Source organism: Waltera acetigignens, assembly GCF_025567015.1.
GTDB classification, from domain to species: Bacteria; Bacillota; Clostridia; order Lachnospirales; family Lachnospiraceae; genus Acetatifactor; species Acetatifactor acetigignens.
The window spans coordinates 58,104-74,458 of sequence record NZ_JAOQJO010000020.1 but is presented as its reverse complement, the minus strand read 5'-3'; the positions used below and the strand labels follow the sequence as shown (position 1 = coordinate 74,458).

The 16,355-nt window shown below is 45.2% G+C and carries 12 protein-coding genes; all 12 read right to left on the bottom strand.

Translation table 11 applies throughout. From position 1 onward, the window contains the following. Positions 1-175: 175 nt before the first annotated feature. Complete coding sequence (locus OCV96_RS16540) at positions 176-4,132, bottom strand: hypothetical protein (RefSeq protein WP_262594977.1); 3,957 nt, start codon at positions 4,130-4,132, stop codon at positions 176-178. Between the two features lie 161 nt (positions 4,133-4,293). After that, the gene (locus tag OCV96_RS16535; protein WP_262594976.1) at positions 4,294-4,575 is read right to left on the bottom strand and encodes a hypothetical protein; all 282 of its coding nucleotides are present in this window, start codon (positions 4,573-4,575) and stop codon (positions 4,294-4,296) included. A gap of 2 nt (positions 4,576-4,577) precedes the next feature. Beyond that, positions 4,578-4,775 carry a helix-turn-helix domain-containing protein gene (locus OCV96_RS16530; protein ID WP_262594975.1) on the bottom strand — a complete coding sequence of 66 codons (198 nt, stop codon included), beginning with the start codon at positions 4,773-4,775 and terminating at the stop codon, positions 4,578-4,580. Positions 4,776-6,024: 1,249 nt separating this feature from the next. Beyond that, positions 6,025-7,311 (bottom strand): homoserine dehydrogenase, encoded by a 1,287-nt coding sequence (locus OCV96_RS16520; RefSeq protein ID WP_262594972.1) that lies wholly within the window; start codon positions 7,309-7,311, stop codon positions 6,025-6,027. Positions 7,312-7,398: 87 nt separating this feature from the next. Further along, entirely contained in the window at positions 7,399-8,232 is an 834-nt protein-coding gene (locus OCV96_RS16515) for a hypothetical protein (protein ID WP_022312094.1), read from the bottom strand. Continuing rightward, on the bottom strand, positions 8,204-9,304 hold the full coding sequence (locus tag OCV96_RS16510) for a type IV toxin-antitoxin system AbiEi family antitoxin (protein WP_118731372.1): 1,101 nt from the start codon (positions 9,302-9,304) through the stop codon (positions 8,204-8,206). The genes OCV96_RS16515 and OCV96_RS16510 overlap by 29 nt, the downstream gene beginning before the upstream one ends. Positions 9,305-9,433: 129 nt before the next feature. Next, on the bottom strand, positions 9,434-10,903 hold the full coding sequence (pap, locus tag OCV96_RS16505; protein ID WP_262594971.1) for a polyphosphate:AMP phosphotransferase: 1,470 nt from the start codon (positions 10,901-10,903) through the stop codon (positions 9,434-9,436). 105 nt (positions 10,904-11,008) lie between these two features. Beyond that, positions 11,009-12,034 carry an SdpI family protein gene (locus OCV96_RS16500; protein ID WP_262594970.1) on the bottom strand — a complete coding sequence of 342 codons (1,026 nt, stop codon included), beginning with the start codon at positions 12,032-12,034 and terminating at the stop codon, positions 11,009-11,011. Continuing rightward, a complete protein-coding gene (locus OCV96_RS16495) occupies positions 12,009-12,302 on the bottom strand; it encodes an autorepressor SdpR family transcription factor (RefSeq protein ID WP_022152934.1) in 294 nt (97 codons plus the stop codon). The genes OCV96_RS16500 and OCV96_RS16495 overlap by 26 nt, the downstream gene beginning before the upstream one ends. A 181-nt stretch (positions 12,303-12,483) precedes the next feature. Further along, the gene (locus OCV96_RS16490; RefSeq protein WP_262594968.1) at positions 12,484-13,854 is read right to left on the bottom strand and encodes an MATE family efflux transporter; all 1,371 of its coding nucleotides are present in this window, start codon (positions 13,852-13,854) and stop codon (positions 12,484-12,486) included. Positions 13,855-14,093: 239 nt separating this feature from the next. Beyond that, complete coding sequence (locus OCV96_RS16485; RefSeq protein ID WP_262594967.1) at positions 14,094-14,999, bottom strand: YitT family protein; 906 nt, start codon at positions 14,997-14,999, stop codon at positions 14,094-14,096. A gap of 91 nt (positions 15,000-15,090) precedes the next feature. Then, positions 15,091-16,302: a threonine ammonia-lyase gene (gene ilvA, locus OCV96_RS16480; RefSeq protein WP_117569170.1), complete on the bottom strand. Its 1,212-nt coding sequence runs from the start codon at positions 16,300-16,302 to the stop codon at positions 15,091-15,093. Positions 16,303-16,355 lie beyond the last annotated feature (53 nt).

Genomic DNA, 16,355 nt, shown 5'->3' with positions numbered 1-16,355 from the left:
AGGATTTTTCCCATAAAATCAACATTGTACAGTCCGTTAAACATTGCGGTTCGTTCTTTGTATAGCGGACTATACAACGCTTTTTTCTGTAATATTCCCAAACACTGAAAAACACTGTTCGTTTTTGATTTTTTTAATTTTATTGTGCAATATCACTATTTCAACAATAAAATTTTTATGTTGGTTGGAAAGAAAAACCGTTGCGGCTCTTCTGTTCGCGTACTGCGTCCGTTATGGTCTTTCCTCCAATCTCCACAATAGTTTGCTCGTTTTTGTCTGCCTGCCGCTTTGCCTGAACTTCAACGCCCTGAATAGCCGGAACAATAACCGCCTCCGCTATTTCCTTAAATGCTGCCGTAATTGGGTTATCTGTCACGATTGCAGCTTGTACGGCTCCGCTTATACTGCTATGTGTGTATCTCTGTACGCTTATATCACGGAAATCTTCTCCATAATTTACCCGGTAATCTTTTAATGCCGCATCATTGATTGATAACCTCGGATTTATAGAAACATTGTCAAAAGGTGCAAGCCATCCAGAAACAGCCTTTTTCGTGCTTTCTCCGGCGGTATCAATGCCCTTGTTGAATCCCTGCACAGTATACAATCCGAATTGTTCAAACACCTTTGATGGGCTGTTTATATCAAGTTTTTCTTTGAACCAGTCTGTGACTTTAGAGGCCCACGACTTAACGGCATCCTCACAGTCTCTATAAAAACTGTTGATTCCATCACGGAAGCCATGGATCACGTTTTTAGCGAATCCCTGGAACGATGAGACGCTTGCCGTATCAGAAAACCATGATTTTACTTTATTCGCCCATGTTTTAATACTGGTTTGACAATCGCTGTATGATGTTGTGATTTTTCCCTTAAATCCGCTTATAATATTACCGGCAAAGGTCGAAAACTTTGTACTATTAATAGATCCGTGCGAACTGCTTGTAAAATAATCGCGTATATCTGAGGCCCATGTGGATATTTTGTCCCTAACTGTTGTGTATGTGCTTCCTATCTTCTCCCGGAACCCAGAAACAACCTTGTTTGCATAATTACTAAAAGTGGTTAAGTTTATCGCACCTTTGCCGGATCCTGTGAAATAATCCTTTATGTCTGAGGCCCATGTGGAAATATTGGAACGTACCGTTGTATAAACATTTCCGATTTTGTCCCTAAATCCAGAAACAACCTTGTTTGCATAATCCGCCCATGTTGTGGAGTTTATAGAGCCGTGAGAACTTCCGGAAAAATAATCTTTCACATCAGAAGCCCACGTAGATATTTTATCTCTTGTCGAAGTATAAGCATTGCCTATCTTGTCCTTAAAACCGGTTATGATGTTCTGACCGTAATTCTCCCATGTTGATTTGCATATTTTCCCGAATGATGTACCGGAAAACCAATCTTTTATTTTACCGGTCCACTCTAAAACTTTGTCGCGGCATTCTGAAAACTTGCCAGAGATACCAGAGAGAAAACCATCTACAACATAGCCGCCCATTATCTTCATTTCTTTTGATGGGCTGTGTATTCCGAATGCATCTTTGAACCCATCTATAAAAGGCTGAAACAGGTTGTTTTTTATCCATGTACCGCAGTTTTTCAATGCATCGGTGATTCCGTTCCATAATCCGGCGATAATGTTCCCGCCTGCGTCCTCAATGTAATCGTTGAAATAATCTGACAAGTTACCCCAGGCTTTTTTGAGCATATCCCAGATACTGCCGACTAAATCAATCGCACCCTTTACCGCAGAACCGAGAAGTTTTCCCAAACTCTTAGACACACCGGACCAGTCGAAACTTGTGAAAAAGTCTTTTATTGCATCAACAATGTACTGCGGAACTGCCGCCCAATCTGTACCGGAAACAACCCCATAAAGGAAATCAGCTAAAGCCTTTATTGCATTTGATAAAGCTGTACCGATTGAAGACCATGAAAGATTTTTGAAAAATCCGCCGATAGATGAGACAATCCCTTTTCCTAATGCGGCGAAATCCGTTTTCTTTACAAATCCGTTAAATGTATCAAATAATCCTGTTACAGCTTTTCCAATAGCTGCGCCGCCTTTGCTCCACTTAATGCCTTTTATTGCCGTTGTTATAGCGGTTCCTATACTCTCCCCTAAATTTGTAAAGTCAAAAGTTGACACAAAATCATAAAGCAGATCAATAATAGAATTGAACCCATTACACACCAAAGAGCCAACCGCCGGCCAGTCCATCACATTTACGGCGGAATTTAGGCCGGTTGCAAGTGATCGTCCTATCAGTCCCCAGTCTATTGTTGTTAAAAGAGTATTTGCAAATGTCAGGGCGGTATTGATACCCTCGCCAATAGTCGAACCTACCAGAGACCAATCTAGCGCCTCTGCAAAGCCGTTTATAAATGTTCCTATACTCTGCGCTATCTTCTTTGATGTTTCTTTGATTTTCGCCCAGTCTATGCCCTCTAGTGCTGCGTTGATCTTTTCCGCCACCATTGCGCCAATTTCTGAAAAATCCGCCTTTTCCCATGCGTCCTTTATCATCTGTGCGAGATTTGCGAACTTGTCCCCGACTTTCTCAGTCTCGAAAGAGTCCGCCGGATTAGTTGCACCAGATCCGTTGCTGTTATCGCTGTTGTTGTCCTGCAATATATTTAACTCATCAATCCCAGCTGTAGCCGTTGCAAGTTTCTTTGTACTCGCTGTTGCTTTGTCGAGACTTTCCGCATAATTTCCTACAACCTTTTTTGCATGAGTAAATGTTGACTTTCCTGTTAATGCAGCGAAAAATTGACCGATGGCGTTCGTTGCCTCTATTAGCTTTGATATAAAAGCGTTAACAATAGGGGTAACGGCATTTATAAGCGGTTCAAATGCTGCAATTATGCTATTTCCAAGCTGTTTCAACCCGGACTGCATGGCGGAAATATTTTTATTGAACTCTGTACCCTTTGCCGCCGAATACTGCGCCAGTGTGTCAAAGCCCTGTTTCATGGTGTTTAATAATGCCGTGATTGCCCGGCGTAATACCATAAATGCAAATAAGCGTGTTGCGCTCCTTATTTTCTTACCAAGTCCGTTAAATGCTGCACCAAGTTTGGGGATCTGAGATTTTAAGCCTTTCAATGCTCCGGCGGCTTTCTTACACGCTGCAACAATCCCGGAACCAATAGAACCCAGTTTTGCAAAAGCTCCCTTTACTGCTCCACTAATTCCAGAAAGTACCGTTTTTAGGCGGCTTGTCTGCTCTGTTGCACCTGTCAGAGAATTTTTATAATTTCGCATCTGCTCCGATGCTTCCGCTAAATCCTGCGCCGCCCTCTCGTATGTCGTAGAATCAAAAGCCTTTGCTCCGCTCTCCATCTGCTTCATGGTGTACTTTGCCTGGTTCATGCCGTCTATGAGGTCCTGCATATCTGCGTTGAACTTCTCCGCACCAGATCCAAGCGAGATTTTTTCACGAATGCCAGAAAATGCCGTCTTTAACTGTTCGGCTATGCCTTTTAGTGCCTGCATCTTTCCGCCCATTTTCTGGACATTCTCCGCCGCTTCTGTCTCGGTCTGTGCTGTCTCCGCAAATGACTGTTTTATATTATTCGCCGCATATGTCGCCACGCTTTCGACTTTTTCCACATCCTCAACAGATCCGATTTTGGATTTTATAACGTTTTCGTCTGTTGTGCCGTAGTTCTGCAGATTCTCCGCCCAGTTTGGTTTTTCCCAGAAATTTAGCGGCTTTTGTGCGTTTACTTTATCCATAGCCGCGTATAACTGATCTAAAGTATTGCACACGTCCGCAATATCATATTGCAAGTTTCTATACTGTTTTGAATTTTCATTAACTCCCGATACTGTTTTAAGCTTGTTTTCTTTGCTCAACAATGTATCAAGCCGGGCCTCTGCCTGTGTGATTTGCTTTCTTAGTTCTTCTGTGTTTCCTGATGCTTTAATATTAGAAAACGCTGTTTGCAGTTTCTTCTGGAAGTCCTCAAAACTTTCCATTTCCTGCCGTAATTTCTTTGTATTGATGCCATTCAAAGCCGTTTTCATAGCTTTCAGGCTCTCTATAGTCTTATCTATCCCTTTATCTGCCTTTTGCGTCGTTGCTTCGATTTCAAGGGTGATACTATCCACTTTATCCGCCACGCTTAACACCGCCTTTCATTTTCCGGCATTAAAAAAGAGCCGGGGTTTTCTCTCGGCTCTACGCGGCTCTAATTGATTAGATGCTTATTTCTTAGATCCTACGATAACGGCAACACATAAAAAAGCCGTAACGCATACGATTGTTGTACAAATAACAGCGATCATTTTTCTTTGCTCCTTTCCTCATAACCTGTTTTATATGCTTTTCTTATTGAATCAACAAGCCAGTTCTGAAATTCTCCCGGCGTGTTGTATCCATCCACAACAATTTTTTCAAGTTCTGCCAATCTGCTATTTTGTGTCTCTGCATCAGAATAGCCGGCATTATAAGCAACGGTTATAATTTCCGTAACTGCTCCGGCATCCTCCAATTTTTTCACAGTTGGCAATGTGCAACCGTACATTTTCCCATATACGGCGATTTTATGCTTTACTTTTCCCATCCCTACACCTCCACAATCTCGCTAGGGCTGCAATTAAGGCACACAGCTATTTTATTTATGGTTTTTATTGTCGGCTCCCTCTGTCCTCTTAAAATAGCCGTTATTGTGCAATTACGAACGCCGCACCCCTTAGCAAGCTGTTCTTGTGTCAAATCTTTTGCACACATCAGATCAATAATCTTTGCTTTGTTTGCTTTCATCGTGATACCTCCATAAACAGAAAAAAGCCGGATGATTTACACCCGGCTCATGGCTCTACTTGTCGTTATTTGATTATATTTTATAGGATTTTTTTAGATTTAACAATATTTTATCGGTAACACCGATTTTTTACCTTGAAAAAATAGGCTAACCTGTGGTATATTGAAGATAGAAAAAGGGAAAGCCAGAGAAGCGGCTACCCTCAACAGTGATTTACCTAATTACTTAGGCCGTCAACTATTCGCAGTAGTTGGCGGCTATTTTCGTTTATCCTTGAAAATCTTATAGCAAAGACCAACAAGGGCAACAATGAATATACAAAACTGAATCAAATCAGAATATGTAACCATTGGCAACGCCCTCCTTTCTTTCGTCTGGAGGGTTAGCCCCTCCGATAAAGAGGGTAAGCCGCCCGGCTCTCTGGTTTCCCATGTATTTATATTATCATCTTACTGTAAGGCTTTCAATCAAATTCTGACCGGATCGCCTTTTTTATTTTTGGAAAATTTACGGGGGTGAGTTGGCGGCGGCTCGCCCGGAAATACACCCCCCACCCAGGGCCTCTGCTCCGTTCGCCCGGTTCTTTCTGTGCGGCTGCCATCTACAGCCGGGACGCACACCAGAATCACACAAGATCATGTTTTATTTTATATTTTGTCACAAGATTGTCACAAAAAGCATATAAAAAAGCCTCGGAGTGCTGATTTTACTAGCATTCCAAGGCTTTACATATCAAGTATTTTTTCTTTACACCTTTGCTATATAAATTGAGAGTTAGTGAAGAAATGCTATCAAATCCCCGTAGCCCTTGGCAGGGTATAAGAAACGCGGCACGCTCGCGCTCTGTCGCAGAGCGTAGCGGTACATAAGCGGTCACAATACGACCGCTAAGTACCGACGTCTGCTTACGGCACTGCTTATTCTTATACCCAGCCGGGGCTACTGTTTTTTTAAAACTTTCCAAAATGCAGAACGCCCATGGCGGACGGAATGTCCTTCCGAGGATGTTTGTCGGGAGGTGGTGATATTTTCTCGAAAAGTGTAGAAAAACAGGGTGGAGCGAACAGGACGTTCGCGACAGGCGGACGTTGCCATGGATGGCAACTGGAGCCGTGCCCGTGCGGTTTAGAACCGCTACTCACTTTTCGTCAGAAAATTCCCACCGGGAGACCTTACATCGAGGAAGGACATTCCATCCGCCATGGGCGTTCGTGGATTTGTTTCACTAACTCTCAATTTATCATACTTTTAGTACACACGGATAATGCCGGAAATTTCCCTCACGACGGACATTCCCTCCATGATGCGGATAGCGTCATTAAAATGTCTCTCCTTTACGAGATCGGTGATGACCACGATTTCGGCAATGCCGTCGTGGCTACGCTTCTGTACCATCTGTGCGATGCTGACATCGTTGTTGCCCAGGACACCTGCAATATTGGCCAGTGCTCCGGCGCGGTTCTCCACCTGAAGCCGCAGGAAGAATCTGCTCTTCGTCTCCTCCACATCCAGTACGGGAAGTTTCTTGTGGCTGTCACTGCCAATCTTGCCGCAACTTCCATGGATAATATTACGCATCACATCGATGACATCTCCCAATACCGCACTGGCAGTGGGCATCTGTCCGGCGCCCCGTCCCATGAACATGGCATCATCACAAGCCTGACCATGAACAAATACGGCATTGAAGGAATCTCTGACCGTGGCAAGAGGATGGCTGTCCGGGATCAATGTGGGATGTACTTTTACTTCAATTCCTTTACCTGTAAGCTTTGTAATACCCAACAGTTTAATCACATAGCCGAATTCTTTCGCATACCGGATATCCTCTGCTGTAATCTTCGTGATGCCTTCCGTATAAACCTGAGGGAACGTCACGCGGGAGCTGAAAGCGATGGATGCCATAATGGCGATCTTGCGTCCCGCATCATAGCCTTCCACGTCCGCTGTGGGATCTGCTTCCGCATAGCCCAGTCTCGTAGCCATATCCAGAGCTTCCTGATAGCCCATACCTTCCTCGGACATTTTGGTCAAAATATAGTTTGTCGTACCGTTGACGATTCCCATGATCTCCGTCAATTGACTTCCCGCCAGGCTCTGACGCAAAGGCCGGATAATGGGAATGGCTCCTGCCACTGCCGCCTCGAATTGTAAGTCGCATTTATTCTCCGTGGCGATCTCAAACAACGGATCCCCATATTCCGCCAGCAGATCCTTGTTGGCGGTGACCACCTGTTTGCCGGCCTTCATGGCTTCTTCCACATAGGTTCTGGCCGGTTCGATGCCGCCCATGACTTCGATGACGATCTGAATCTCGGGATCTTCTAAAATCTCCTGCCAGCTATCTGTAAATAGTTCCTGTGGGATTCCCTCTCTTACCTTTCCCGGATTCCGCACCAGGATCTTTTTGATCTCCAGCTGTGCTCCTGTTTTCAGGCAGATATCTTCTTCCTGCATTCCTGCCAGCTTATACACACCGCTGCCCACGGTTCCTGCTCCCAATAATGCTGCATATATCTTACGGTTCTCGCCCATGATTTCTCCTCTCGTTCTGTAAATACTATCTGGGAAATACAACTATGTATCATTATAACAGACCTGTCTGCCAACACAAGATTTTGCTTACATTGTTTTCAATTTATTTGTTAAATAGTGTATCTTCTGGTAAACATCCTGTCGGATCTGTTCTTTTTCTTCTTCCTCTGTTATTCCCATGAATGTCACTACATCTGTTGGTCCGGCATGCTGTGGCGAAGCAAATTTTTCATCCAGCTTCTGACACATTTCTCTGATCAACTCTCTGTCTGTATAAGGCATAAATTCCTTAACAAGTGTTCTTACGCCTCCCTCATATTTGTCAACCATGTAATATATATCATACGCATCCTTCGGTTTTCCCCTCCCCAGTGCTGCTGTCTTCATGACCAGATAAGGCACCACAGAAATCACTTTCACATGTCCACTGTCCTTTGCTCCATCCTCCCGCATATATTCTATTTTCACATCCGTTGGCGGAAAATCAAATGCAAAATTTCCTCCCGTAGCCGGTAAGGTTTTAATACCATCCACATGTTTGCTTACATTTCCGCCATCGCCGCCATATTTTCCGGACAGGAAATCCACGTCTACGTCATAGGAAACTCCATCTAAAACTATTGTTTTTATAAATGTAAAATATTTTTCTTCATGTCTTCTATACCCATTTTGTGTCAGTATCCGTTTAATCGTCCGATAGCTTTCTGCCTTTTTGATCTCCAGTTGATTCAGCAGAACATCTACATCAATAGAACCTATATGGTCACCGGTCGGGTATAAAAGTGTCGGAACCCATCCTCCTATGATTCTGATATTATCTGAAAACTCATTCAAAAGATTTACGATCTCTCCGAGTACCATGTATGCGGCTGTCTTTTGTCCCTCTGAATAGTCAGTTGCCTTTTTCAGTTCTTCTTTCATCCTCTGTCCTCTCCGGGTATTCTCTGCGCAGGATTGCCTCCGCAGCCTCTTCCCCTCTTCCGGCATCCCCCAGCAGATCAATTACCGTTTGTGCCGGAGAAGTTACTAATGTATCATGAACAGGCTTTGCGTACATACAGGGGGTTTCGTCATGCGGTATCGTTATCACAACATTTCCTCCGGTGTTGACCGGCTGCAATTCCAGATCTTTTACAAATTCCTGAACAAATTGAGGTTCTACATATATTTCGGCTTTTTGATAACGTACTGTCGGCGCATATCGTGCCGCAGCCGAAAAGCCACCTAATATAGCTCCATTATCATGTGTTTTACTCCATTCAGCGGCTGATTGTTCTATCTCCGGAACCGTATCCAAAGAATAAAACTGTAATTTTCTCGCTTCTTTTTGATGATAATCCTTTGCCCATGTATAAAACAGTTCCCTAATGTTCTGCAAACGGAATTCCGTAGTACTCTTATCTATCCAGTCTCTGGCAAGCAAAAAACTTTTCACATTAGATACTGTTCCCAATGCCGTATTGCTCTCCTGAGCCAGCGTTTTCACCTGCCATTTTCGCTCCGGTTCATTCAGCATGGTACGAATAATTGCTGATGCAGCACTTGACGATTTGGATAAGTAATTTTTCTTTTCCCTGTGGGTTATGAACTTGTTATCCTGTCCACTGACATAGAGCAGAAATCTTTTCGTTAAGATATAACAATTTCCGGACAGATCCATATAACTGCATTTTTCCTCTTTCATTGCTCTGGCTGACTGCTCCGAAATATATGGTGCCATAAAAATATAATGCGTTTTATCATCCTGCCGCATCACGATTTCCATAAAATGATTAACGAATCTCTTTTCTCCGTTAGACCTGACTTCAATCACAAATAAAAGAGGCTCATCGCTGTCCTCCAAATACACCTTTGCCTTGAAATCCCCCAGCGGTGCATTCTTCTTTTCCAAAAACACCTCGATATCCGAAACAAACGGAATTTCTTTCAGCCGGTTGCAAAATTGTTCTCTGGCCAGTTGCTCATATTGTATTTGTGATAAATTTTGTTTCATCAATTCACCCCTTTTCACCGTTTCGATGAAATAATTATATTTTATGAATCCTACATTGTCAACGCTTTCATCACATATAGAAACACCGCCTTTTTACAAGACGGTGTTTACGTTCTCTACTTTCTTTTCCTATCCCAGAGCCTTTTCCAGTTCGGCAATGACAATCTTCAATGCTTTGATCCGGGCATATTTTTTGTCTACGGATTCCAGAATATGCCAGGGTGCATACTCCGTGCTGGTCTTCTGGAGCATTTCGTTTACGGCATCTTCATACTGATCCCATTTATCCCGGTTGCGCCAGTCTTCGTCCGTGATCTTCCACTGCTTCTCCGGGGTGTTCTGCCGTTCCGTAAAACGTTCCAGCTGGGTGTCCTTGTCGATCTGCACCCAGAATTTGATGATCACCGCACCCCACTGGGACAATTCCTTCTCGAACTCATTGATCTCATTGTAAGCCCGCTGCCAGTCGTTGGTGCTGCAGAAGCCTTCCAGGCGCTCCACCATAACGCGCCCGTACCAGGTACGGTCGAAAATGGCAATATGTCCGGTCTTGGGCAGTCTCGTCCAGAATCGCCAGAGATAATGTCTCGCTTTCTCGTGTGGTTCCGGGCTGGCGATTGGGTGTACCTCGTAGCCTCTGGGATCCAGTGCTCCCGCGATCCGCTTGATATTTCCGCCCTTGCCTGCGGCGTCCCAGCCTTCGTAGGCGATGACTACCGGAATCTTTTTCCGATAAAGGCGGTAATGCAGGGCATTCAGCTTCTTCTGCAGATGACGCAGTTCCCGCTTGTATTCTTCCTCGGAAATCTCCTTGTCCAGTTCCACCTCGGACAGCTTCGGCATCTTCACCAGAGGGAATACGTTCTGTAAAATAGGCACTGCCAGGCTTTCGTTCTGTAAAGCCACATGGATACCGCTGCACAGCGTCTCCAACACCTGTAACTCCGCCCACTTTTTGTCCCCGGAATCTATGATGTACCAGGGTGCTACGGAAGCATTGGTGTCGGTGAGATATTTATCGAAGACTTCCTCGCATTTGTCATAATGCTTGTTCTGCCACCAGTCGTTCTCACCCACACGCCATGCAGTGTCCTTGTTGCCTTCCAGTTCTTCCAGCCGCTTCTTCTGTTCCTTTTTTCCAATCTGGAAAAAGAGCTTCAACACCAGATAACCGTTGTCCGTCAACTGTCGTTCAAAACGTTTAATGCTCTCGATACGCTCCGCGTACTGCTTATCCGACAATTCACCCCGAAGTCTTCCCTTCGTCACCTCATCCATCCAGCCGGAATCCAGAAATTCGAACTTCCCGGCTTCCGGAATTTTTACAAAATAACGATACAGGAAAGGTTTCCGCTTCTCTTCCTCTGTCGGTGCAGACATGGAAGCCACCTTGAAAAATCGCGGATCGATATTTTTAATAATTCCGCCGATGGTACTGCCCTTGCCGGCCGCACCCCAGCCCTCGATCAGCACCAGCACCGGGAGCTTATGCTCCTTGATCTGCATCTGGAGTCTACCAAGCTCCTCCTGCGCCGCATTCAGTCGTTTTTCCAGTTCCTCTTTTTCCGGCTTCACCGCCGGAATCCACTGTTTCAGCATACTGTAACCACCCTTTCCCGAAATCCTCGTTTACTAACTTACATAAGTTTAGTGTATACCATTTTTAAAAAATATAAAAGCAATTGGGAAATATATTTACAAATATTATTTTTCCATCCGTTCTCTGATATTATTGTAGATTTCCCATGTCTGCGCATCATCTGCACCGTTTAGAATAACGGTGCTCCCCTCTACTTCCATGACTACATAAGTGTCACAGTCGTTATGAGTATAGCGGATGTAATCTGCGTGGATTTCATCGCGAAAATGTCCCATGGAGTATTTCAAGTTGCCAAAACCGTTCGTCCGGATTGTATTCGTATCCCGGAACATATTCTCCTCGCAAGCAATGCTGTCGATAGCGTCATATTTCACTGTATAATCCTGCCAGCCCTCCGCCTGAACAGTAAATTCATTTTCTCCGTAACAGATCTCGATTTTTCCCGTATATAACGTCCATACCGTAAATAGCACACATGCGAGCATTATAAACACATAGACTGCAACTACTTTATGGTTGCAGTGTACTGCCAGCCCTTTTCCGGTGCGCAGCTTCTTTCTATAATAGAGATAAGAATACAGGATGCTGCCAAAAGCTGCTGCCGTGATAGCGACAATAAACAGAAATAATGCAGCCATGCTGTCACTGAACAGTCCACAGCTCATGCTCAGTAGTCCTGCTGCCACCCATATTTTTCCACTGAAGCGGTGCGTGGCATTCCAGTTCTCCTCATCCTGCAATGTCCATACGACGCGGATGCCGATGGTGCGGTTCGGTTTCACCTTGGGCAGATAATTGCCCACAATAACAAATAGCAATCCCATTCCGACATACAAAATTACCATGAGCAGATTCTCTTTCCTTACACCCATATCAATCCATCTGGCGATACCGTTATAGAGCAATGTCATTCCCGGCACGATCCACGTAACCATTCTTATGACCTTATCACTCTGCTGCCTGTTTCTGTTGTCGTAAAAAGTTACTGCCATTACTACCACATAAGTCACTGCAAAAGTGCCGTTTACCCACAGACTGTTCTCACAGGTATATCCCAATATCATTCCCATGCACATAACAAATGCCGAGCAGATCAGCCTGCCTTTATTTTTCTGTATCATTTCCTTCATTATCCGATGCTCCTTTCAAATCTGTGATCCATAACATGATTTCTTCCAGCACGGAAGCATTCAGTTCATAATAAATAAACTTTCCTTCCCGCTTGTCCCGGATCAGATCTGCCTCCTTTAGCACCGACAAATGCCTCGATATGGAAGCCCCCGTCACCGGAAAATGTTCGCAGATCTCTCCTGCCGACAATCGACCGTTTTTCAGAAGATTTAGTATTTCACGCCTTATAGGATCTGCCAGCGCTTTCAATGTATCCTGTATTCCCAAAAATGAATCACATCCTTTCATCCAAGCGTTTAACATTTAACCTAATTGTTAAATATATTGTATCATGTGGATTATTTAATGTCAACAGCTTCACAGATCAAGGCAGATACTTATTCCTGCGTATGGATACATCTGTACATAAAAATCCCTCCGTCTTATGACGAAGGGATCTCATTCTTCTCTATACTTCCGTACCATCTTCCGGCAGTTCCCTTAAGAACACCACTGCCACCGGCAATGACAAAACCGCAGATAAAATATCGGACACCGGCTGTGACCACTGGATGCCCCGAATTCCCCAGAACGCCGTCAGGATCAGTAGCGCCGGAATGTAGATAGTGCCACTTCGGAAGGAGGCTAAGATCGTCGCCCTGCCTCCCTTTCCGATGGACTGAAACAGCATGTTGCCGCAGATACATACCGGAATAAACGGCAGCGTCAGACATTGGATCTGCAACGCATAAAATGCAATCTCATAGGCATCCATATCCGTAAGGAATTCCAGCAACAGCTCTCTGCGGAACACATACACCACCCCTGCAAACACTGCCATGGTCACCAGACTAGTACACAGGGTGAACCAGAACGCTTTCCTTACACGGGAATACTTCTTTGCCCCATAATTGAAGGAGGATACCGGCTGGAAGCCCTGACCGATACCCAGGGCCACACTGAATACGAAATTGAAAATACGGGATACCACGCTCATGGCAGCAATGGCAATATCTCCGTAGACTGCCGCCTGCGCATTCAGCACCATGGTTGACACGCTGGCCAGTCCCTGCCGCATCATACTGGGGAAGCCTGCTGTAAGAATGTTCTTATGTACCGCAAATTCCCAGGTAAAATATTTCGGTGTCAGGCTGCTCTGAGTCTTTCCACGCAGGAAAAAGCATAACAGGATTCCAAAGGATATGTACTGGGAGATCATAGTGGAAAGTGCCGCTCCCCGGATGCCAAGATTTAAGCCCCACATAAGGATGGCATCTCCCGCCATATTTAAGATACCGCCGGAGACCAGTCCCACCATCGCAAGATTGGCATAGCCTTCATACCGGAGCACATTGTTCATCACACAGCTGGATGCCATTGCCGGTGCCGACACCAGAATATAGAAAGCATAGATTCTCGCATAGGGAAGGATGGTCTCCGTACTTCCAAGCAATCTGCACAATCCGTTCAGATCCAAAATACCGATAATTGCGATCAACACTCCGGCTCCCACCGCCAGATAAAATCCCGTTGCGGAAAAAGCTTTCGCCCGCTCCTTTTCATGAGCTCCTAATAACCGGCTGATATTGCTTCCAGCGCCATGACCGAACATGAATCCGAACGCCTGAATAATTGCCATCAAGCCAAACACCACGCCTACCGCTCCGGTGGCACTGGTGCCTAACTGGCTTACGAACCAGGTATCCACCATATTATACAGATTCGTGATCAGCATACTGATGGTAGTCGGCAGTCCCAGTTCCAGGACCAACCGTGCTACCGGTTCCCCGGTGAGCCGTTTATATTGTTTCTCCTCTTTTGACAATGTTGTATCACTCATATCACATAGCTCCTATATCATTACCACAGTTTCCATTCGGTTCTCTCTATGGTTTTACACTATTCTATGCCACAGTAATCCGCAGGCTGCTTCTGCCCGGTTTGAAATCATAATCCGTACCCATTCATCGTATCCCCAAAATAGCGTCTGTCCGTTCGGACACGACGCTATTATAGAAGATTCTTTAAAAAAATGTAAGCCCTTTCAAAATTTTTTCCTGAAATTTAATAATTGACCTTTTACAGTTTCTCACTAAAATAGCTCTTATAGCCCTCCCCGAAGATCTCCGTGGCACTGGTGACGATCATAAATGCCAGGGGATCCTCTTCCTTTACGATCTCTTCCGCCTTGGGAGAAATGTTTTTCTTCATGGCACACATGATGACGCTCTTCTCCTTGCCGCTGTAGGCACCACTGCCCTGTACATAAGTTACACCAATGTCCAGCTCCTCCAAAAGTCTCCCTGCGATTTTTTCCGCATGGTCGCTGATAATATAGATCAGCTTCGCCTCATCACGACCGTACAATACCACATCCAGCACCACTGATGTGATAATGACCACGATACCGGCATACAATGCCTTGTCAATGTTCCGGAATACAAATGCCGATGCTATGACAATAACCACATCAGTCAGGAAAAACAATGCTCCTGTCTTGAGGTACGGGAACTTTAGTCGCAGCAGCTTGATAATAATATCTGTTCCTCCCGTAGTGGATCCGGCCTTGAACACCCAGCCCATGGATACTGCCATCAGGGCACTTCCGGTCAGAGAGGCAAGCAAAGGATCTGTGGTCACTGCTCCTACCGGTGTCAGCAGGTTCGTAAACAGAGAGGTCATTGCCGTACAATAGATTGTAGACAGAATAAACCGCAGTCCGAATTTCCAGATACCGATCAGCAGGATCGGTATATTGATGAGCAGCATCCAGGTACCGGTCTCAATGCCGAACAGACGATTTAAGATAATAGCGATACCGGTGATTCCACCGGGTGCCAGGGAGTTCGGATCCAAAAATAAGCTGACGGATACCGCATAGACAAAGGATGCCACCGTGATCATCACATAATCCCAGATCATCTGTAAGGGTGTCTTTTTGTCCAGTCTCTGTATTTCCAGTTCTTTTTCTGTCTTCTTTGCCATAACTTTTTTTCTCCATTCCATACAAAAGCCGCATATCTATAATATGCGGCTTTTATCGGTGATACATTCACTTCTTTTCAAATCTTAAAACTTAGATATTGGCTCTTACCACTTTGGGCTGATAGCCTTCTTTTTCCAGAGCGGCAATGATCTCATTCTTATGCTCGGTGCCGAAAGCTTCCAGTGTGATACGCAGTTCCACAGCAGCACTGCGGTTGATGGATACGAACTGGTTGTGCTCCAGCTTGATGACATTGCCGTTAACGCCGGCAATGATACCGGATACTCTGCACAGCTCACCGGGCTTGTCGGGAAGCAGTACGGATACAGTGAAGATACGGTCTCTTAAGATCAGGCCCTGCTGTACTACGGAAGACATGGTGATGACATCCATGTTACCGCCACTCAGGATAGATACAATACGCTTATCCTTCACATTTAACTGCTTTAAGGCTGCTACCGTCAGCAGACCGGAATTCTCCACGATCATCTTGTGATTCTCTACCATATCCAGAAAAGCTACTACCAGATCCTCATCCTCTACGGTGATCACATCGTCCAGATTCTTCTGTAAGTACGGGAAGATCTTGCTGCCAGGAGTCTTTACCGCGGTACCGTCTGCGATGGTGTTGACCTTGGGCAATGTGGTAACCTTGCCGTTCTTTAAGGATACCTGCATGCAGTTAGCTCCTGCGGGCTCTACACCGATGACCTTGATCTTCGGGTTCAGCAGTTTTGCCAGTGTGGAGACACCGGTTGCCAGTCCACCGCCACCGATAGGAACCAGAATATAATCTACCAGCGGAAGCTCCTTGAATATCTCCATGGCAATGGTACCCTGACCGGTCGCCACAGTCAGATCATCAAACGGATGAATGAAGGTATATCCGTGCTCTTCTGCCAGCTCATATGCCTTTGCGCAGGCCTCATCATAGACATCGCCATGCAGTACTACCTCTGCTCCATAGCCTCTGGTACGGTTTACCTTGATCAGAGGTGTCGTGGTGGGCATTACGATGGTTGCCTTGCTTCCATAGCATTTTGCCGCATAAGCTACGCCCTGGGCATGGTTGCCTGCAGAGGCGGTGATCAGTCCCTTGGCGCGCTCTTCATCGGTCAGAGTGCTCATTTTGTAATAAGCGCCTCTTAACTTGTAAGCTCCGGTAAACTGTAAGTTCTCGGGCTTTAAGTATACGCGGTTGCCGGTCTGGGCACTGAAATAATCACTGTATACCAGTTTGGTCTCTAAAGTAACTTTTTTAACGATCTCACTTGCTTCTTCAAATTTCTCTAAAGTCAACATTTCTTCCTGCATTTTTCTTCCCATGCCTTTCTGTCACACTTTCTTTGGTCTGC